Below are 15,553 nucleotides of genomic sequence, written 5' to 3'. Positions count from 1 at the left end.
TATGAGCACCATTGACATTCTGTCGCCCTCCGGCGACACCGCCGGGACCGTCGAGCTCCCGGCCGAGATCTTCGACGTCGAGAAGGTCAGCATCCCGCTGATCCACCAGGTCGTCGTCGCGCAGCTGGCCGCTGCCCGCCAGGGCACGCACAAGACCAAGACGCGTGGCGAGGTCCGTGGTGGCGGCAAGAAGCCGTACCGCCAGAAGGGCACCGGCCGCGCCCGTCAGGGTTCGACCCGTGCGCCGCAGTTCGCCGGCGGTGGCGTCGTCCACGGCCCCGTGCCGCGTGACTACTCGCAGCGGACGCCCAAGAAGATGAAGGCCGCGGCCCTGCGCCACGCCCTCACCGACCGGGCCCGCCACAACCGCATCCACGTCGTCTCCGGCGTGGTCGAGGGCGCGACCCCCTCCACGAAGGCCGCCAAGTCGCTGTTCGGCAAGATCTCGGAGCGCAAGAACCTGCTCCTGGTCGTCGACCGCGCCGACGAGGCCGCGTGGCTGTCCGCCCGCAACCTGCCCCAGGTCCACATCCTGGAGCCGGGCCAGCTGAACACGTACGACGTTCTCGTCTCGGACGACGTGGTCTTCACCCAGGCCGCCTTCGAGTCCTTCGTGTCCGGCCCGAAGGCCAACGACACCGAAGGGAGCGAGGCCTGATGGCTACGCGTCACCCGAGCATCGCCTCCAAGGCTGCGAAGGCCGCCAAGGCCGCGCGCGTCGCCAAGGCGCGCCGCCACGCCGCCGAGGGCAAGAACACCGTCGTCACGCCGGCGAGCAAGGCCTTCACGGACCCCCGTGACGTCCTGCTGAAGCCGGTCGTGTCCGAGAAGAGCTACGCGCTTCTCGACGAGGGCAAGTACACGTTCATCGTGGCCCCCGGCGCCAACAAGACCCAGATCAAGCAGGCCGTCCAGGCGGTCTTCTCGGTCAAGGTCACCGGGGTGAACACGATCAACCGCCAGGGCAAGCGCAAGCGGACCCGCACCGGCTTCGGCAAGCGTGCCGACAGCAAGCGCGCGATCGTGACCCTTGCCGAGGGCGACCGTATCGACATCTTCGGCGGTCCGACCGCGTAAGCGGGTCGGATCGTCCGATATCGGACGAGGACTGAGAAATGGGAATCCGCAAGTACAAGCCGACTACGCCGGGCCGTCGCGGCTCCAGCGTCGCCGACTTCGTCGAGGTCACGCGGTCCACGCCGGAGAAGTCGCTGGTCCGCCCGCTGCACAGCAAGGGCGGCCGTAACAACGCCGGTCGTGTGACCGTTCGCCACCAGGGTGGCGGACACAAGCGCGCCTACCGTGTCATCGACTTCCGTCGCCATGACAAGGACGGCGTGCCGGCGAAGGTCGCGCACATCGAGTACGACCCCAACCGCACCGCGCGCATCGCGCTGCTGCACTACGCCGACGGCGAGAAGCGCTACATCCTCGCCCCGCGCAACCTGCAGCAGGGTGACCGCGTCGAGAACGGTCCCGGGGCCGACATCAAGCCGGGCAACAACCTGGCGCTCCGCAACATCCCGGTCGGTACCACGATCCACGCGATCGAGCTCCGTCCCGGTGGCGGCGCCAAGTTCGCCCGCTCCGCCGGTGCCTCCGTGCAGCTGCTCGCGAAGGAGGGCACGATGGCCCACCTCCGCATGCCCTCCGGTGAGATCCGCCTGGTCGACCAGCGCTGCCGCGCCACGGTCGGCGAGGTCGGCAACGCCGAGCAGAGCAACATCAACTGGGGTAAGGCCGGCCGCAAGCGCTGGCTGGGCGTCCGCCCGACCGTCCGCGGTGTGGCGATGAACCCGGTTGACCACCCCCACGGTGGTGGTGAGGGCAAGACCTCCGGTGGTCGCCACCCGGTCAGCCCCTGGGGTCAGAAGGAAGGTCGTACTCGTTCGCCGAAGAAGGCTTCGAACAAGTACATCGTCCGCCGCCGCAAGACGAACAAGAAGCGCTAGGAGCGGGTTTAGATGCCGCGCAGTCTCAAGAAGGGGCCCTTCGTCGACGACCACCTGATCAAGAAGGTGGACGCCCAGAACGAAGCCGGTTCCAAGAACGTCATCAAGACCTGGTCCCGTCGCTCGATGATCGTCCCGGCCATGCTCGGCCACACGATCGCGGTGCACAACGGCAAGACCCACATCCCGGTGTTCGTCACCGAGTCGATGGTCGGCCACAAGCTCGGCGAGTTCTCGCCGACGCGCACCTTCCGGGGTCACGTCAAGGACGACCGGAAGTCGAAGCGCCGCTAAACGCGGATCGCATTCAGACACGTAAGTAACTGAGAGGGACAACCATGGAAGCCAGGGCCCAGGCGCGGTACATCCGCGTTACGCCCATGAAGGCCCGCCGCGTGGTGGACCTTATCCGTGGCATGGACGCCACGGAGGCTCAGGCGGTCCTGCGATTCGCTCCGCAGGCCGCCTCAGTGCCCGTCGGCAAGGTGCTCGACAGCGCCATCGCCAACGCCGCGCACAACTACGACCACACCGACGCCGACAGCCTCTTCATCTCCGAGGCGTACGTCGACGAGGGCCCGACCCTGAAGCGGTTCCGGCCGCGCGCCCAGGGCCGTGCCTACCGGATCCGCAAGCGGACCAGCCACATCACCGTGGTCGTCAGCAGCAAGGAAGGAACCCGGTAATGGGCCAGAAGGTTAACCCGCATGGGTTCCGGCTCGGTGTCACCACGGACTTCAAGTCCCGGTGGTACGCCGACAAGCTGTACAAGGACTACGTCAAGGAAGACGTCGCCATCCGTCGGATGATGACGTCCGGCATGGAGCGCGCCGGCATCTCGAAGGTGGAGATCGAGCGCACCCGTGACCGCGTCCGCGTGGACATCCACACCGCGCGTCCGGGCATCGTCATCGGCCGCCGTGGCGCCGAGGCCGACCGCATCCGCGGTGACCTCGAGAAGCTCACGGGCAAGCAGGTCCAGCTGAACATCCTCGAGGTCAAGAACCCCGAGACCGACGCTCAGCTGGTTGCCCAGGCCGTCGCCGAGCAGCTCTCCTCCCGCGTCTCCTTCCGTCGGGCCATGCGCAAGAGCATGCAGTCCGCCATGAAGGCCGGCGCCAAGGGCATCAAGATCCAGTGCGGTGGCCGCCTCGGCGGCGCCGAGATGTCCCGCTCGGAGTTCTACCGCGAGGGCCGCGTGCCCCTGCACACGCTCCGCGCGAACGTGGACTACGGCTTCTTCGAGGCCAAGACGACCTTCGGCCGCATCGGTGTGAAGGTCTGGATCTACAAGGGCGACGTCAAGAACATCGCCGAGGTCCGCGCCGAGAACGCTGCGGCCCGTGCGGGTAACCGCCCGGCCCGCGGTGGTGCCGACCGCCCGGCCCGTGGTGGCCGCGGTGGCGAGCGGCGCGGTCGCAAGCCGCAGCAGGCTGCCGGCGCCGAGGCCCCCAAGGCCGAGGCTCCCGCCGCCGCTCCGGCTGAGAGCACCGGAACGGAGGCCTGACCGACATGCTGATCCCCCGTAGGGTCAAGCACCGCAAGCAGCACCACCCGAAGCGCCGTGGTCAGGCCAAGGGCGGTACGACGGTCGCGTTCGGCGAGTACGGCATCCAGGCCCTCACGCCGGCGTACGTGACCAACCGCCAGATCGAGGCGGCCCGTATCGCGATGACCCGCCACATCAAGCGTGGCGGCAAGGTCTGGATCAACATCTACCCGGACCGCCCCCTCACCAAGAAGCCTGCCGAGACCCGCATGGGTTCCGGTAAGGGTTCTCCGGAGTGGTGGATCGCGAACGTGCACCCGGGCCGGGTCATGTTCGAGCTGTCGTACCCCAACGAGAAGATCGCCCGTGAGGCGCTGACTCGCGCAGCCCACAAGCTGCCGATGAAGTGCCGGATCGTCAAGCGCGAGGCAGGTGAAGCGTGATGTCGGCCGGTACCAAGGCGTCCGAGCTGCGCGAACTGGGCAACGAGGAGCTGCTGAACAAGCTCCGCGAGGCCAAGGAAGAGCTGTTCAACCTCCGCTTCCAGGCGGCGACCGGTCAGCTCGAGAACCACGGTCGGCTCAAGGCCGTCCGTAAGGACATCGCGCGGATCTACACCCTGATGCGTGAGCGCGAGCTGGGCATCGAGACGGTGGAGAGCGCCTGATGAGTGAGAGCAACGTGACTGAGCAGACTGCAGAGGCCCGCGGCTTCCGCAAGACCCGTGAGGGTCTCGTCGTCAGCGACAAGATGGACAAGACCGTCGTCGTCGCCGTCGAGGACCGCGTCAAGCACGCGCTGTACGGCAAGGTCATCCGCCGTACCAACAAGCTCAAGGCGCACGACGAGCAGAACGCCGCCGGCGTCGGCGACCGGGTCCTCCTCGCGGAGACCCGCCCGCTGTCGGCGACCAAGCGCTGGCGCGTCGTCGAGATCCTCGAGAAGGCCAAGTAATTCCTGCGGTCAACCCCGCAGGTCAGTTCCGCCAGGCTCGGCAGGGGTCCTCGTACTGAGGCCCCTGCCGGGAACCGGCAGACAAACAGGAGATAGACGTGATCCAGCAGGAGTCGCGACTGCGTGTCGCCGACAACACTGGTGCGAAGGAGATCCTTTGCATCCGTGTGCTCGGTGGCTCCGGTCGCCGCTACGCGGGCATCGGTGACGTCATTGTCGCCACCGTCAAGGACGCGATCCCCGGTGGCAACGTGAAGAAGGGTGACGTCGTCAAGGCGGTCATCGTTCGCACCGTCAAGGAGCGCCGCCGTCCGGACGGCTCGTACATCCGCTTCGACGAGAACGCCGCCGTCATTCTGAAGAACGACGGCGACCCTCGCGGCACCCGTATCTTCGGCCCCGTCGGCCGTGAGCTGCGCGAGAAGAAGTTCATGAAGATCATCTCGCTCGCGCCGGAGGTGCTGTAAGCATGAAGATCAAGAAGGGCGACCTGGTCCAGGTCATCACCGGTAAGGACAAGGGCAAGCAGGGCAAGGTCATCGCGGCCTTCCCCCGCGAGGACCGCGTCCTGGTCGAGGGTGTCAACCGGGTCAAGAAGCACACCAAGGCCGGCCCGACCGCTCGCGGTTCGCAGGCCGGTGGCATCGTCACGACCGAGGCGCCGATCCACGTCTCCAACGTCCAGCTGGTCGTTGAGAAGGACGGCAACAAGGTCGTCACGCGTGTCGGTTACCGCTTCGACGACGAGGGCAACAAGATCCGCGTTGCCAAGCGGACGGGTGAGGACATCTGATGGCTACCACCACCACTCCGCGTCTCAAGACGAAGTACCGCGAGGAGATCGCGGGCAAGCTGCGTGACGAGTTCAAGTACGAGAACGTCATGCAGATCCCCGGCCTCGTCAAGATCGTGGTCAACATGGGTGTGGGCGACGCCGCCCGCGACTCCAAGCTGATCGAGGGCGCCATCCGCGACCTCACCACGATCACCGGTCAGAAGCCGGCCGTCACCAAGGCCCGCAAGTCCATCGCGCAGTTCAAGCTGCGTGAGGGCCAGCCGATCGGTGCCCACGTCACGCTTCGTGGCGACCGCATGTGGGAGTTCCTGGACCGCACCCTGTCGCTCGCGCTGCCGCGCATCCGCGACTTCCGCGGCCTGTCCCCCAAGCAGTTCGACGGCCGTGGCAACTACACCTTCGGTCTCACGGAGCAGGTCATGTTCCACGAGATCGACCAGGACAAGATCGACCGTACCCGGGGCATGGACATCACCGTGGTGACCACGGCGACCAACGACGCTGAGGGCCGCGCGCTCCTTCGTCACCTCGGCTTCCCGTTCAAGGAGGCGTGAGCGAGATGGCGAAGAAGGCTCTGATTGCCAAGGCTGCTCGCAAGCCCAAGTTCGGTGTGCGTGGCTACACCCGCTGCCAGCGCTGCGGCCGTCCGCACTCCGTGTACCGCAAGTTCGGCCTGTGCCGCGTGTGCCTTCGTGAGATGGCTCACCGTGGCGAGCTGCCGGGCGTGACCAAGAGCTCCTGGTAATCCCACCATTTAGGGATTCTGGAAGCTCTCGGTAAGCAATGGGCGTGTCAGGCGCCCTCCCTTCCATGGCTTAGGCTTGGAGGGTTGGGCGCCTGACGGTCGCCCGTACGACTTACTACGCCGTAGGTCCACCGCACCGCACCCGCCTCGTCTCGGATCGAGGAGAGGGATGGGCACCTGGAAACCCCGGCGAGAGAGGCCGAAGGCCAATTCATGACCATGACTGATCCGATCGCAGACATGCTTACGCGTCTGCGGAACGCGAACTCGGCGTACCACGACTCCGTGACGATGCCGGCGTCCAAGATCAAGTCTCACATCGCGGAGATCCTCCAGCAGGAGGGCTTCATCACGGGCTGGAAGGTCGAGGACGCCGAGGTCGGCAAGAACCTCGTCCTCGAGCTGAAGTTCGGCCCGAACCGTGAGCGCTCCATCGCGGGCATCAAGCGGATCTCCAAGCCCGGTCTCCGGGTGTACGCGAAGTCCACCAACCTGCCCAAGGTCCTCGGTGGCCTCGGCGTGGCGATCATCTCCACGTCGCACGGTCTCCTGACCGACAAGCAGGCCGGCAAGAAGGGCGTGGGTGGGGAAGTCCTCGCCTACGTCTGGTAGCGGAAGGGAACGGAGGAAACAGCTATGTCGCGTATTGGCAAGCTCCCCATCACGGTTCCCGCCGGCGTGGACGTCACCATCGACGGCCGTACGGTCTCGGTCAAGGGCCCCAAGGGCGAACTGACCCACACCGTCGCTGCGCCGATCGACATCGCCAAGGGTGAGGACGGCGTTCTCAACGTCACCCGCCCCAACGACGAGCGTCAGAACAAGGCCCTGCACGGCCTGTCCCGCACGCTGGTGGCGAACATGATCACCGGCGTGACCCAGGGTTACGTGAAGAAGCTCGAGATCAGCGGTGTCGGTTACCGCGTGACGGCCAAGGGTTCGAACCTCGAGTTCGCTCTCGGCTACAGCCACCCGATCACCGTCGAGGCCCCCGAGGGCATCACCTTCAAGGTGGAGGCCCCCACCCGGTTCTCGGTCGAGGGCATCGACAAGCAGAAGGTCGGCGAGGTTGCGGCCAACATCCGCAAGCTGCGCAAGCCCGACCCGTACAAGGCCAAGGGCGTCAAGTACGAGGGCGAAGTCATCCGCCGCAAGGTCGGAAAGGCGGGTAAGTAAGCCATGGCATACGGACAGAAGATCCTGAAGGGCGACGCCTACAAGCGCGCCGCGATCAAGCGCCGTCACATCCGGATCCGCAAGCGGATCTCCGGTACGGCGGAGCGTCCCCGTCTGGTCGTTACCCGCTCCAACCGCCACATCGTGGCCCAGGTGATCGACGACATCAAGGGTCACACCCTGGCGTCGGCGTCCACCCTGGACACCACGGTCCGCGGTGGCGAGGGCGACAAGTCCGCGCAGGCCAAGCAGGTCGGCGCCCTGGTCGCCGAGCGCGCGAAGGCCGCCGGTGTCGAGGCTGTCGTATTCGACCGTGGTGGCAACCAGTACGCCGGGCGCATCGCCGCCCTGGCGGACGCCGCCCGCGAAGCCGGGCTCAAGTTCTGAGCCGCTCGTAGCTAGCGGAAAGAGAGAGGTAATCCAATGGCTGGACCCCAGCGCCGCGGTGGCGGTGCCGGTGGCGGCGAGCGGCGGGACCGTAAGGGTCGTGACGGTGGCGCAGCCGCCGCCGAGAAGACTGCTTACGTTGAGCGTGTCGTCGCGATCAACCGTGTCGCCAAGGTTGTGAAGGGTGGTCGTCGCTTCAGCTTCACCGCGCTGGTCGTGGTGGGCGACGGTGACGGCACCGTGGGTGTCGGTTACGGCAAGGCCAAGGAGGTGCCGGCCGCCATCGCCAAGGGTGTTGAGGAGGCCAAGAAGCACTTCTTCAAGGTCCCCCGTATCCAGGGCACCATCCCGCACCCGATCACGGGTGAGAAGGCTGCCGGCGTCGTTCTCCTCAAGCCGGCTTCGCCGGGTACCGGTGTTATCGCCGGTGGTCCCGTGCGTGCCGTCCTGGAGTGCGCCGGTATCCACGACGTGCTGTCGAAGTCGCTCGGCTCGTCGAACGCGATCAACATCGTGCACGCGACCGTGGAGGCCCTGAAGGGCCTGCAGCGTCCCGAGGAGATCGCGGCCCGCCGCGGTCTGCCCCTTGAGGACGTCGCTCCCGCGGCTCTGCTTCGTGCGCGTGCCGGGGCTGGTGCTGCGTAATGGCTCAGCTCAGGATCACGCAGACGAAGTCGTACATCGGCAGCAAGCAGAACCACCGTGACACCCTGCGTTCCCTTGGTCTCAAGGGCATCAACACGCAGGTCGTCAAGGAGGATCGTCCCGAGTTCCGCGGCATGGTGCACACCGTCCGCCACCTCGTGACGGTCGAGGAGGTCGACTGATCATGGCGGAGAACAACCCGCTCAAGATCCACAACCTCCGTCCCGCCCCGGGCGCCAAGACCGCCAAGACCCGTGTGGGTCGTGGTGAGGCGTCGAAGGGTAAGACGGCCGGTCGTGGTACCAAGGGTACGAAGGCCCGTTACCAGGTTCCGGAGCGCTTCGAGGGTGGCCAGATGCCCCTCCACATGCGTCTTCCGAAGCTGAAGGGCTTCAAGAACCCGTTCAAGACCGAGTTCCAGGTCGTGAACCTCGACAAGCTGGCCGCGCTCTACCCCGAGGGTGGCGAGGTCACCGTCGAGGGTCTGGTGGCCAAGGGTGCCGTTCGCAAGAACAGCCTCGTCAAGGTCCTCGGCCAGGGCGAGATCTCGGTGGCGCTGCAGGTGACGGTCGACGCCGTCTCCGGCTCCGCCAAGGAGAAGATCACCGCCGCCGGCGGCACGGTCACCGAGCTCGTCTGAGCGCGATGACCTGAAGCAGTACCCACCGGGGATACCTCACAACGAGGTATCCCCGGTTGGTCGTTCCACGGCAGGCGGCCCCCCGGGTAAGGTGGCCTGCACTGCTTTCCCACATATTCGTCGAACCTCAAGACCGTCACCCTTGACGCAGTAGCGCGGGGGTCGCAGGAGGCACCGTGCTCACCGCGTTCGCCCGGGCGTTCAAGACGCCCGACCTGCGCAAGAAGCTGCTCTTCACGCTCGGCATCATCGTGGTGTACCGCGTGGGTACCCACATCCCGATCCCCGGCGTCGACTACAAGTCGGTCCAGGAGTGCGTGGACCAGGCGTCCGGCAACCAGGGACTCTTCGGTCTGGTCAACATGTTCAGCGGCGGCGCGCTGCTCCAGATCACGGTCTTCGCGCTCGGCATCATGCCGTACATCACCGCGAGCATCATTCTGCAGCTGCTCACCGTGGTCATCCCGCGCCTGGAAGCCCTCAAGAAGGAGGGCCAGGCCGGTACGGCGAAGATCACGCAGTACACCCGTTACCTCACGGTGGCCCTGGCCATCCTTCAGGGCACCGGCCTGGTGGCCACCGCCCGCAGCGGCGCCCTCTTCTCCGGGTGCACGGTCGCGTCGAGCATCGTCCCGGACCGCGCGATCTTCACCACGATCGTCATGGTCATCACGATGACCGCCGGTACGGCCGTCGTCATGTGGCTCGGTGAGCTCATCACCGACCGCGGCATCGGCAACGGCATGTCGATCCTGATGTTCATCTCGATCGCCGCCACCTTCCCGTCCGCGCTGTGGGCCATCAAGAAGCAGGGCACCCTGGCGGACGGCTGGATCGAGTTCGGCACGGTCATCGCGGTCGGCCTGGTCATGGTCGGTCTGGTGGTCTTCGTCGAGCAGGCCCAGCGCCGCATCCCGGTGCAGTACGCGAAGCGCATGATCGGCCGCCGTTCCTACGGCGGTACGTCGACGTACATCCCGCTGAAGGTCAACCAGGCCGGTGTGATCCCCGTCATCTTCGCGTCGTCGCTGCTCTACATCCCGGCTCTGATCGCGCAGTTCTCCAGCGGGAACTCGGGGTGGAAGACCTGGATCGAGGCCAACCTCGTCAAGGGCGACCACCCGATCTACATCACCCTGTACTTCTTGCTCATCGTTTTCTTCGCGTTCTTCTACGTGGCGATCTCCTTCAACCCCGAGGAAGTCGCCGACAACATGAAGAAGTATGGTGGCTTCATCCCGGGCATCCGGGCTGGCCGACCGACCGCTGAGTACCTCTCGTACGTACTCAACCGGATCACCTGGCCGGGTTCGCTGTACTTGGGTCTGATCGCTCTTGTGCCAACGATGGCGTTGGTCGGCTTCGGGGCAAGCCAGAACTTCCCGTTCGGTGGGACCAGCATCCTGATCATCGTGGGTGTGGGTCTCGAGACGGTGAAGCAGATCGAGAGCCAGCTCCAGCAGCGCAATTACGAAGGGTTCCTCCGCTGATGCGTATCGTCCTCGTCGGGCCGCCGGGTGCCGGCAAGGGAACGCAGGCCGCGTTCCTCGCCAAGAACCTGTCGATCCCGCACATCTCCACGGGCGACCTGTTCCGCGCCAACATCAGCCAGCAGACGGACCTCGGCAAACTCGCGAAGTCCTACATGGACGCGGGCAACCTGGTTCCGGACGAGGTCACCATCGGGATGGCCAAGGACCGCATGGAGCAGCCCGACGCCGAGAAGGGCTTCCTGCTCGACGGCTTCCCGCGCAACGTCTCGCAGGCCGAGTCGCTCGACGAGATGCTCCGTACCGAGGGCATGAAGCTGGACGCGGTGCTGGACCTGGAGGTCCCCGAGGAGGAGGTCGTCAAGCGCATCGCCGGCCGCCGCATCTGCCGCAACGACTCGGCGCACGTCTTCCACGTCTCGTACAAGGCGCCGAAGCAGGACGGCGTCTGCGACGTCTGCGGCGGCGAGCTGTACCAGCGGGACGACGACTCCGAGGAGACGGTCCGCAAGCGCCTCGAGGTCTACCACACCCAGACCGAGCCGATCATCGACTACTACAAGGCCCAGGGCCTGGTGGTCACGATCTCGGCGCTCGGCAAGGTGGAGGACGTCACCGGCCGTGCCATGGAGGCCCTCCAGCACGAGGACGACGCCGCGTAGCGGTTTCCCCGAGTACGACAGCCGCGGTTCCCTTCCGAGGGGGCCGCGGCTGCTGTGTGGGTGCACGTATCGTTGAAGGCACCCGTCCCTCTCCCTTTGAAAGGCTCCCGCCGCATGGTGCAGATCAAGACCCCCGAGCAGATCGCCAAGATGCGTGAGGCGGGGCTGGTCGTCGCCGCCATCCACGCGGCGACCCGAGAGGCCGCGGTGCCCGGGGCCACGACCAGGGATCTCGACCAGGTCGCGCGCAAGGTCCTCGCGGAGCACGACGCGAAGCCGAACTTCCTGGGCTACGGCGGCTTCCCGGCGACGATCTGCACCTCGGTGAACGAGGTCGTCGTCCACGGCATCCCGTCCGACGAGGTCGTCCTCAAGGACGGCGACATCATCTCCGTCGACTGCGGCGCGATCATCGACGGCTGGCACGGGGACGCGGCCTACACGGCGTTCGTGGGCTCGGGCCACGCCCCCGAACTGATCGAGCTCTCCCGGGTCACCGAGGAGTCGATGTGGGCCGGCATCGCGGCGATGAAGCAGGGCAACCGGCTCGTCGACGTCTCCCGGGCCATCGAGACGTACATCCGCCGCCAGCCGAAGCCCGGCGGCGGCCGCTACGGGATCATCGAGGACTACGGCGGCCACGGCATCGGCACCGAGATGCACATGGACCCGCACCTGCTGAACTACGTCGACCGGCGGCGCGGGAAGGGGCCGAAGCTGGTCACCGGGTTCTGCCTGGCGATCGAGCCGATGGTGTCCCTGGGCACGCCCAGGACGGAGGTCCTGTCGGACGACTGGACGGTCATCACGACGGACGGCACGTGGTCGTCCCACTGGGAGCACTCGGTGGCGCTGACGGAGGAGGGGCCGCTCGTGCTCACGGCTCCCGACGGCGGCAAGGCGAAGCTCGCGGAGCACGGGATCGTCGCGGCGCCGGATCCGCTGGCCTAGGTGCTTAAGGATCTCTGTGTCGGGGCATCCTTCCTCGATTCGTCTTTCTGGGTGCGCTGACGTAGACTGACTCGTCGGCTCTCGTGCACCCGCATGTCCGCATGCGCCCCTGATGGGAAACGCAGGAGAGTCGATCAAGGTAGTCGATTCGAAGGGCGAAGCGTGGCCAAGAAGCAAGGTGCCATCGAGATCGAGGGCACTGTCGTCGAGTCTCTTCCGAACGCCATGTTCAAGGTCGAGCTCCAGAACGGCCACCAGGTCCTGGCACACATCAGCGGCAAGATGCGTATGCACTACATCCGCATCCTCCCTGACGACCGGGTCGTGGTGGAGTTGTCTCCGTACGACCTGACACGTGGCCGGATCGTCTACCGGTACAAGTAGATCTTGCCCGCATTCCGTTTCGGCGGGGTGGTGGCACTGACCCGGAGAACCTCAATCCCATGAAGGTCAAGCCGAGCGTCAAGAAGATCTGCGACAAGTGCAGGGTGATCCGCCGTCACGGTCGGGTCATGGTCATTTGCGAGAACCCGCGCCACAAGCAGCGCCAGGGCTGACGCACGACCGAACCCTCTGCTCTCGCAGGGATTCGCGCGACGCAAGCTGAATTTGTTCATACGCAGAGCCCAGACGTCCTTCGTCTGACACCCCCGGTTCGGAGGCCGGGGACCCAGTTCGTACCTGGTACGGCGGCTGGGAACCGGTTCTGCGGAAGACCTCCGAAGATCACCAGGAGCCATTGAATGGCACGCGTTTCCGGTGTTGACATCCCGCGCGACAAGCGCGTGGAGGTCGCCCTGACCTACGTGTTCGGCATCGGCCGGACCCTTTCGCAGCAGACGCTGGCCGAGACCGGCGTCAACCCGAACACCCGCGTTCGCGACCTCTCCGAGGAGGAGCTCGTCGCGATTCGTGAGTACGTCGACAACAACCTCAAGACCGAGGGTGACCTCCGTCGCGAGATCCAGGCCGACATCCGCCGCAAGGTCGAGATCGGCTGCTACCAGGGTCTGCGTCACCGCCGTGGACTGCCCGTCCGTGGTCAGCGCACCAGCACGAACGCTCGTACCCGCAAGGGCCCGCGTCGCGCCATCGCCGGCAAGAAGAAGCCGGGCAAGAAGTAGTCCTCAGCGGACAACGCTTCATCAGCGGTCTTCGCTGTAGGACCGACCACCTCCCCGTAGGAGTTTGTAGATGCCCCCCAAGGGTCGTCAGGGCGCTGCCAAGAAGGTGCGCCGCAAGGAAAAGAAGAACGTCGCTCACGGGCACGCCCACATCAAGAGCACGTTCAACAACACGATCGTCTCGATCACGGACCCCTCGGGCAACGTGATCTCCTGGGCCTCCGCCGGCCACGTCGGCTTCAAGGGCTCGCGCAAGTCCACCCCCTTCGCCGCGCAGATGGCCGCCGAGTCGGCCGCCCGCCGCGCGCAGGAGCACGGCATGCGCAAGGTGGACGTGTTCGTCAAGGGTCCCGGCTCCGGCCGTGAGACCGCGATCCGCTCCCTCCAGGCCACCGGCCTCGAGGTCGGCTCGATCCAGGACGTCACGCCCACGCCGCACAACGGCTGCCGTCCGCCGAAGCGCCGCCGCGTCTGACGCACGGCTGCTGCACGCAGGCTTGGTTCGGGCGGTACGGCTCTGATGGGCCGTATCGCCCGTACCCTTGCAGTACCCGTCCCTTTTGCCGGGGGCGGTTCCGTCGGGCGTCAAATAGCGGGCGTCCACGAAAGAAGGATCTGATCCACACATGCTGATCGCTCAGCGTCCCTCGTTGACCGAAGAGGTCGTCGACGAGTTCCGCTCCCGGTTCGTGATCGAGCCGCTGGAGCCGGGCTTCGGCTACACCCTCGGCAACTCCCTCCGCCGCACCCTCCTGTCGTCGATCCCCGGTGCCGCTGTCACCAGCATCCGCATCGACGGCGTCCTGCACGAGTTCACCACCGTGCCGGGCGTCAAGGAGGACGTCACCGACCTGATCCTCAACATCAAGCAGCTGGTCGTCTCCTCGGAGCACGACGAGCCGGTCGTGATGTACCTGCGCAAGCAGGGCCCGGGTCTGGTCACCGCCGCCGACATCGCGCCCCCGGCCGGTGTCGAGGTGCACAACCCCGACCTCGTCCTCGCCACGCTCAACGGCAAGGGCAAGCTGGAGATGGAGCTCACGGTCGAGCGTGGCCGCGGTTACGTCTCCGCCGTGCAGAACAAGCAGGTGGGCCAGGAGATCGGCCGTATCCCGGTCGACTCCATCTACAGCCCCGTGCTGAAGGTCACGTACAAGGTCGAGGCGACCCGTGTCGAGCAGCGCACCGACTTCGACAAGCTGATCGTCGACGTCGAGACGAAGCAGGCCATGCGTCCCCGTGACGCCATGGCGTCGGCCGGCAAGACCCTGGTCGAGCTGTTCGGTCTCGCCCGCGAGCTGAACATCGACGCCGAGGGCATCGACATGGGCCCGTCCCCCACGGACGCCGCCCTCGCCGCCGACCTGGCGCTGCCGATCGAGGAGCTGGAGCTCACGGTCCGCTCCTACAACTGCCTCAAGCGTGAGGGCATCCACTCCGTGGGTGAGCTCGTGGCGCGCTCCGAGGCCGACCTCCTGGACATCCGCAACTTCGGTGCGAAGTCCATCGACGAGGTCAAGGCGAAGCTGGCCGGCATGGGCCTGGCCCTGAAGGACAGCCCGCCCGGATTCGACCCGACCGCCGCCGCGGACGCCTTCGGCGCGGACGACGACGCGGACGCCGGGTTCGTCGAGACCGAGCAGTACTAAGAGCTCGGGACCACCGGTCCGTACTCGGGCGCGGGTGCGCTGTGCTTGATCGCGCAGTTCTCCGCGCCCCTTCCAGGCCTCTTCGGGGGCCTGGATCTCCGACAGGCGACCGCCTGCTCGGATACTGACCCCGGTACCTAGTACGGCCGGGGCAGACATCTAGGAGACACACCATGCCGAAGCCCACCAAGGGTGCCCGTCTGGGCGGCAGCGCCGCGCACGAGAAGCTGCTCCTCGCGAACCTCGCGAAGAGCCTCTTCGAGCACGGCCGCATCACCACCACCGAGGCGAAGGCGCGCAAGCTGCGTCCGTACGCCGAGCGTCTGGTCACCAAGGCGAAGAAGGGCGACCTTCACAACCGCCGTCAGGTGCTCCAGGTGATCACGGACAAGAGCGTCGTCCACACGCTCTTCACCGAGATCGGCCCGCGCTACGAGAACCGTCCCGGTGGCTACACCCGCATCACCAAGATCGGTAACCGCCGCGGCGACAACGCGCCCATGGCTGTCATCGAGCTGGTCGAGGCCCTGACGGTCGCGCAGCAGGCGACGGGTGAGGCCGAGGCCGCCACCAAGCGTGCCGCCAAGGACGCCGAGGCCGCTCCGGCCGCCGAGGAGACCAAGGTCGACACGACCAAGGCCGCCGACGCCGAGGACGGCGCCGAGGCTCCGGCCGAGGAGTCCAAGGACGCGTAAGCGTTCTGCCGGGGATGCGTTTGCGGCTGCGGCGCCGTCGTGGTCGGTCTCGCAGTTCCCCGCGCCCCTAGGGCGATTGCGGGCCCGTTCCTTTCGAGGAGCGGGCCCGTTCGCGTTGTGGCGCAAGGGGACTGCAACCTCACAGCGGGCTCATGTGTCATGCATACGGCGACACCGATCCGGTGCGCACGATGTCCC

At 66.5% G+C, this 15,553-nt stretch carries 28 protein-coding genes; all 28 read left to right on the top strand.

Annotation, left to right across the window (positions count from 1 at the left end):
* Position 1: 1 nt before the first annotated feature.
* Positions 2-658, top strand: coding sequence for a 50S ribosomal protein L4 (gene rplD, locus ACIQJT_RS30030; RefSeq protein WP_053846788.1), 657 nt, complete (start codon positions 2-4; stop codon positions 656-658).
* Entirely contained in the window at positions 658-1,077 is a 420-nt protein-coding gene (gene rplW / locus ACIQJT_RS30025) for a 50S ribosomal protein L23 (protein WP_053846787.1), read from the top strand. Before rplD ends, rplW begins: the two co-directional genes overlap by 1 nt.
* Positions 1,078-1,115: 38 nt before the next feature.
* On the top strand, positions 1,116-1,952 hold the full coding sequence (gene rplB / locus ACIQJT_RS30020; protein ID WP_007384068.1) for a 50S ribosomal protein L2: 837 nt from the start codon (positions 1,116-1,118) through the stop codon (positions 1,950-1,952).
* A gap of 12 nt (positions 1,953-1,964) precedes the next feature.
* Positions 1,965-2,246: a 30S ribosomal protein S19 gene (rpsS, locus tag ACIQJT_RS30015; RefSeq protein ID WP_007384069.1), complete on the top strand. Its 282-nt coding sequence runs from the start codon at positions 1,965-1,967 to the stop codon at positions 2,244-2,246.
* A gap of 44 nt (positions 2,247-2,290) precedes the next feature.
* On the top strand, positions 2,291-2,638 hold the full coding sequence (rplV, locus tag ACIQJT_RS30010) for a 50S ribosomal protein L22 (RefSeq protein WP_003974262.1): 348 nt from the start codon (positions 2,291-2,293) through the stop codon (positions 2,636-2,638).
* The gene (rpsC, locus tag ACIQJT_RS30005) at positions 2,638-3,459 is read left to right on the top strand and encodes a 30S ribosomal protein S3 (protein WP_014674374.1); all 822 of its coding nucleotides are present in this window, start codon (positions 2,638-2,640) and stop codon (positions 3,457-3,459) included. The genes rplV and rpsC overlap by 1 nt, the downstream gene beginning before the upstream one ends.
* A 5-nt stretch (positions 3,460-3,464) precedes the next feature.
* Positions 3,465-3,884 (top strand): 50S ribosomal protein L16, encoded by a 420-nt coding sequence (rplP, locus tag ACIQJT_RS30000; protein ID WP_004927269.1) that lies wholly within the window; start codon positions 3,465-3,467, stop codon positions 3,882-3,884.
* Positions 3,884-4,108, top strand: a complete 225-nt coding sequence (gene rpmC, locus ACIQJT_RS29995; protein ID WP_010036720.1) for a 50S ribosomal protein L29 — start codon at positions 3,884-3,886, stop codon at positions 4,106-4,108. The genes rplP and rpmC overlap by 1 nt, the downstream gene beginning before the upstream one ends.
* Positions 4,108-4,395 carry a 30S ribosomal protein S17 gene (gene rpsQ / locus ACIQJT_RS29990; protein ID WP_007384073.1) on the top strand — a complete coding sequence of 96 codons (288 nt, stop codon included), beginning with the start codon at positions 4,108-4,110 and terminating at the stop codon, positions 4,393-4,395. The genes rpmC and rpsQ overlap by 1 nt, the downstream gene beginning before the upstream one ends.
* A 98-nt stretch (positions 4,396-4,493) precedes the next feature.
* Positions 4,494-4,862 (top strand): 50S ribosomal protein L14, encoded by a 369-nt coding sequence (gene rplN / locus ACIQJT_RS29985; RefSeq protein ID WP_003998823.1) that lies wholly within the window; start codon positions 4,494-4,496, stop codon positions 4,860-4,862.
* A 2-nt stretch (positions 4,863-4,864) separates the two neighbouring features.
* Entirely contained in the window at positions 4,865-5,188 is a 324-nt protein-coding gene (rplX, locus tag ACIQJT_RS29980) for a 50S ribosomal protein L24 (RefSeq protein ID WP_003992365.1), read from the top strand.
* Positions 5,188-5,745, top strand: coding sequence for a 50S ribosomal protein L5 (gene rplE, locus ACIQJT_RS29975; RefSeq protein ID WP_020135807.1), 558 nt, complete (start codon positions 5,188-5,190; stop codon positions 5,743-5,745). Before rplX ends, rplE begins: the two co-directional genes overlap by 1 nt.
* A 5-nt stretch (positions 5,746-5,750) precedes the next feature.
* A complete protein-coding gene (locus ACIQJT_RS29970) occupies positions 5,751-5,936 on the top strand; it encodes a type Z 30S ribosomal protein S14 (RefSeq protein WP_003948630.1) in 186 nt (61 codons plus the stop codon).
* 213 nt (positions 5,937-6,149) lie between these two features.
* A complete protein-coding gene (gene rpsH, locus ACIQJT_RS29965) occupies positions 6,150-6,548 on the top strand; it encodes a 30S ribosomal protein S8 (RefSeq protein ID WP_007384075.1) in 399 nt (132 codons plus the stop codon).
* A 24-nt stretch (positions 6,549-6,572) separates the two neighbouring features.
* Positions 6,573-7,112 (top strand): 50S ribosomal protein L6, encoded by a 540-nt coding sequence (gene rplF / locus ACIQJT_RS29960; RefSeq protein ID WP_053846786.1) that lies wholly within the window; start codon positions 6,573-6,575, stop codon positions 7,110-7,112.
* Positions 7,113-7,115: 3 nt separating this feature from the next.
* A complete protein-coding gene (rplR, locus tag ACIQJT_RS29955) occupies positions 7,116-7,499 on the top strand; it encodes a 50S ribosomal protein L18 (RefSeq protein ID WP_030317315.1) in 384 nt (127 codons plus the stop codon).
* A 36-nt stretch (positions 7,500-7,535) separates the two neighbouring features.
* Entirely contained in the window at positions 7,536-8,144 is a 609-nt protein-coding gene (gene rpsE, locus ACIQJT_RS29950; protein WP_030671799.1) for a 30S ribosomal protein S5, read from the top strand.
* Positions 8,144-8,326 carry a 50S ribosomal protein L30 gene (rpmD, locus tag ACIQJT_RS29945; protein WP_053846785.1) on the top strand — a complete coding sequence of 61 codons (183 nt, stop codon included), beginning with the start codon at positions 8,144-8,146 and terminating at the stop codon, positions 8,324-8,326. Before rpsE ends, rpmD begins: the two co-directional genes overlap by 1 nt.
* 2 nt (positions 8,327-8,328) lie before the next feature.
* Complete coding sequence (rplO, locus tag ACIQJT_RS29940) at positions 8,329-8,784, top strand: 50S ribosomal protein L15 (protein ID WP_003974249.1); 456 nt, start codon at positions 8,329-8,331, stop codon at positions 8,782-8,784.
* Positions 8,785-8,960: 176 nt separating this feature from the next.
* Complete coding sequence (secY, locus tag ACIQJT_RS29935; RefSeq protein ID WP_365456125.1) at positions 8,961-10,274, top strand: preprotein translocase subunit SecY; 1,314 nt, start codon at positions 8,961-8,963, stop codon at positions 10,272-10,274.
* Positions 10,274-10,936: an adenylate kinase gene (locus ACIQJT_RS29930; RefSeq protein ID WP_053846782.1), complete on the top strand. Its 663-nt coding sequence runs from the start codon at positions 10,274-10,276 to the stop codon at positions 10,934-10,936. The genes secY and ACIQJT_RS29930 overlap by 1 nt, the downstream gene beginning before the upstream one ends.
* A gap of 114 nt (positions 10,937-11,050) precedes the next feature.
* Positions 11,051-11,887, top strand: a complete 837-nt coding sequence (gene map / locus ACIQJT_RS29925) for a type I methionyl aminopeptidase (RefSeq protein ID WP_402648750.1) — start codon at positions 11,051-11,053, stop codon at positions 11,885-11,887.
* A 162-nt stretch (positions 11,888-12,049) separates the two neighbouring features.
* Positions 12,050-12,271, top strand: coding sequence for a translation initiation factor IF-1 (infA, locus tag ACIQJT_RS29920; protein ID WP_003948620.1), 222 nt, complete (start codon positions 12,050-12,052; stop codon positions 12,269-12,271).
* Positions 12,272-12,330: 59 nt separating this feature from the next.
* The gene (gene rpmJ, locus ACIQJT_RS29915; RefSeq protein WP_003998809.1) at positions 12,331-12,444 is read left to right on the top strand and encodes a 50S ribosomal protein L36; all 114 of its coding nucleotides are present in this window, start codon (positions 12,331-12,333) and stop codon (positions 12,442-12,444) included.
* A gap of 186 nt (positions 12,445-12,630) precedes the next feature.
* Complete coding sequence (gene rpsM / locus ACIQJT_RS29910; protein ID WP_053846780.1) at positions 12,631-13,011, top strand: 30S ribosomal protein S13; 381 nt, start codon at positions 12,631-12,633, stop codon at positions 13,009-13,011.
* A gap of 70 nt (positions 13,012-13,081) precedes the next feature.
* The gene (gene rpsK, locus ACIQJT_RS29905; RefSeq protein WP_003956432.1) at positions 13,082-13,486 is read left to right on the top strand and encodes a 30S ribosomal protein S11; all 405 of its coding nucleotides are present in this window, start codon (positions 13,082-13,084) and stop codon (positions 13,484-13,486) included.
* A 151-nt stretch (positions 13,487-13,637) separates the two neighbouring features.
* On the top strand, positions 13,638-14,660 hold the full coding sequence (locus ACIQJT_RS29900) for a DNA-directed RNA polymerase subunit alpha (RefSeq protein WP_003966937.1): 1,023 nt from the start codon (positions 13,638-13,640) through the stop codon (positions 14,658-14,660).
* A 173-nt stretch (positions 14,661-14,833) separates the two neighbouring features.
* A complete protein-coding gene (gene rplQ, locus ACIQJT_RS29895) occupies positions 14,834-15,355 on the top strand; it encodes a 50S ribosomal protein L17 (protein WP_053846779.1) in 522 nt (173 codons plus the stop codon).
* Positions 15,356-15,553: the final 198 nt, after the last annotated feature.

This window comes from Streptomyces sp. NPDC091972 (assembly GCF_044756385.1).
Classification (GTDB): Bacteria; Actinomycetota; Actinomycetes; order Streptomycetales; family Streptomycetaceae; genus Streptomyces.
Note: the sequence above shows the minus strand (reverse complement) of the source record. Positions and strands in the feature narration are given on the sequence as shown.

Excerpts from the sequence above, each read along its gene's own strand:
- rpsS (WP_007384069.1), top strand. The coding sequence starts at position 1,965 with ATGCCGCGCAGTCTCAAGAAGGGGCCCTTCGTCGACGACCACCTGATC.
- ACIQJT_RS29930 (WP_053846782.1), top strand. The coding sequence starts at position 10,274 with ATGCGTATCGTCCTCGTCGGGCCGCCGGGTGCCGGCAAGGGAACGCAG.
- rpsM (WP_053846780.1), top strand. The coding sequence starts at position 12,631 with ATGGCACGCGTTTCCGGTGTTGACATCCCGCGCGACAAGCGCGTGGAG.
- rpmD (WP_053846785.1), top strand. The coding sequence starts at position 8,144 with ATGGCTCAGCTCAGGATCACGCAGACGAAGTCGTACATCGGCAGCAAG.
- rplR (WP_030317315.1), top strand. The coding sequence starts at position 7,116 with ATGGCATACGGACAGAAGATCCTGAAGGGCGACGCCTACAAGCGCGCC.
- rpsQ (WP_007384073.1), top strand. The coding sequence starts at position 4,108 with ATGAGTGAGAGCAACGTGACTGAGCAGACTGCAGAGGCCCGCGGCTTC.
- rplD (WP_053846788.1), top strand. The coding sequence starts at position 2 with ATGAGCACCATTGACATTCTGTCGCCCTCCGGCGACACCGCCGGGACC.
- rpsC (WP_014674374.1), top strand. The coding sequence starts at position 2,638 with ATGGGCCAGAAGGTTAACCCGCATGGGTTCCGGCTCGGTGTCACCACG.
- rplE (WP_020135807.1), top strand. The coding sequence starts at position 5,188 with ATGGCTACCACCACCACTCCGCGTCTCAAGACGAAGTACCGCGAGGAG.
- rplQ (WP_053846779.1), top strand. The coding sequence starts at position 14,834 with ATGCCGAAGCCCACCAAGGGTGCCCGTCTGGGCGGCAGCGCCGCGCAC.
- rplW (WP_053846787.1), top strand. The coding sequence starts at position 658 with ATGGCTACGCGTCACCCGAGCATCGCCTCCAAGGCTGCGAAGGCCGCC.
- ACIQJT_RS29970 (WP_003948630.1), top strand. The coding sequence starts at position 5,751 with ATGGCGAAGAAGGCTCTGATTGCCAAGGCTGCTCGCAAGCCCAAGTTC.
- ACIQJT_RS29900 (WP_003966937.1), top strand. The coding sequence starts at position 13,638 with ATGCTGATCGCTCAGCGTCCCTCGTTGACCGAAGAGGTCGTCGACGAG.
- rplF (WP_053846786.1), top strand. The coding sequence starts at position 6,573 with ATGTCGCGTATTGGCAAGCTCCCCATCACGGTTCCCGCCGGCGTGGAC.
- map (WP_402648750.1), top strand. The coding sequence starts at position 11,051 with ATGGTGCAGATCAAGACCCCCGAGCAGATCGCCAAGATGCGTGAGGCG.
- rpsH (WP_007384075.1), top strand. The coding sequence starts at position 6,150 with ATGACCATGACTGATCCGATCGCAGACATGCTTACGCGTCTGCGGAAC.
- rplX (WP_003992365.1), top strand. The coding sequence starts at position 4,865 with ATGAAGATCAAGAAGGGCGACCTGGTCCAGGTCATCACCGGTAAGGAC.
- rplP (WP_004927269.1), top strand. The coding sequence starts at position 3,465 with ATGCTGATCCCCCGTAGGGTCAAGCACCGCAAGCAGCACCACCCGAAG.
- rpmJ (WP_003998809.1), top strand. The coding sequence starts at position 12,331 with ATGAAGGTCAAGCCGAGCGTCAAGAAGATCTGCGACAAGTGCAGGGTG.
- rpsK (WP_003956432.1), top strand. The coding sequence starts at position 13,082 with ATGCCCCCCAAGGGTCGTCAGGGCGCTGCCAAGAAGGTGCGCCGCAAG.
- rpsE (WP_030671799.1), top strand. The coding sequence starts at position 7,536 with ATGGCTGGACCCCAGCGCCGCGGTGGCGGTGCCGGTGGCGGCGAGCGG.
- rplO (WP_003974249.1), top strand. The coding sequence starts at position 8,329 with ATGGCGGAGAACAACCCGCTCAAGATCCACAACCTCCGTCCCGCCCCG.
- rplV (WP_003974262.1), top strand. The coding sequence starts at position 2,291 with ATGGAAGCCAGGGCCCAGGCGCGGTACATCCGCGTTACGCCCATGAAG.
- rpmC (WP_010036720.1), top strand. The coding sequence starts at position 3,884 with ATGTCGGCCGGTACCAAGGCGTCCGAGCTGCGCGAACTGGGCAACGAG.
- rplB (WP_007384068.1), top strand. The coding sequence starts at position 1,116 with ATGGGAATCCGCAAGTACAAGCCGACTACGCCGGGCCGTCGCGGCTCC.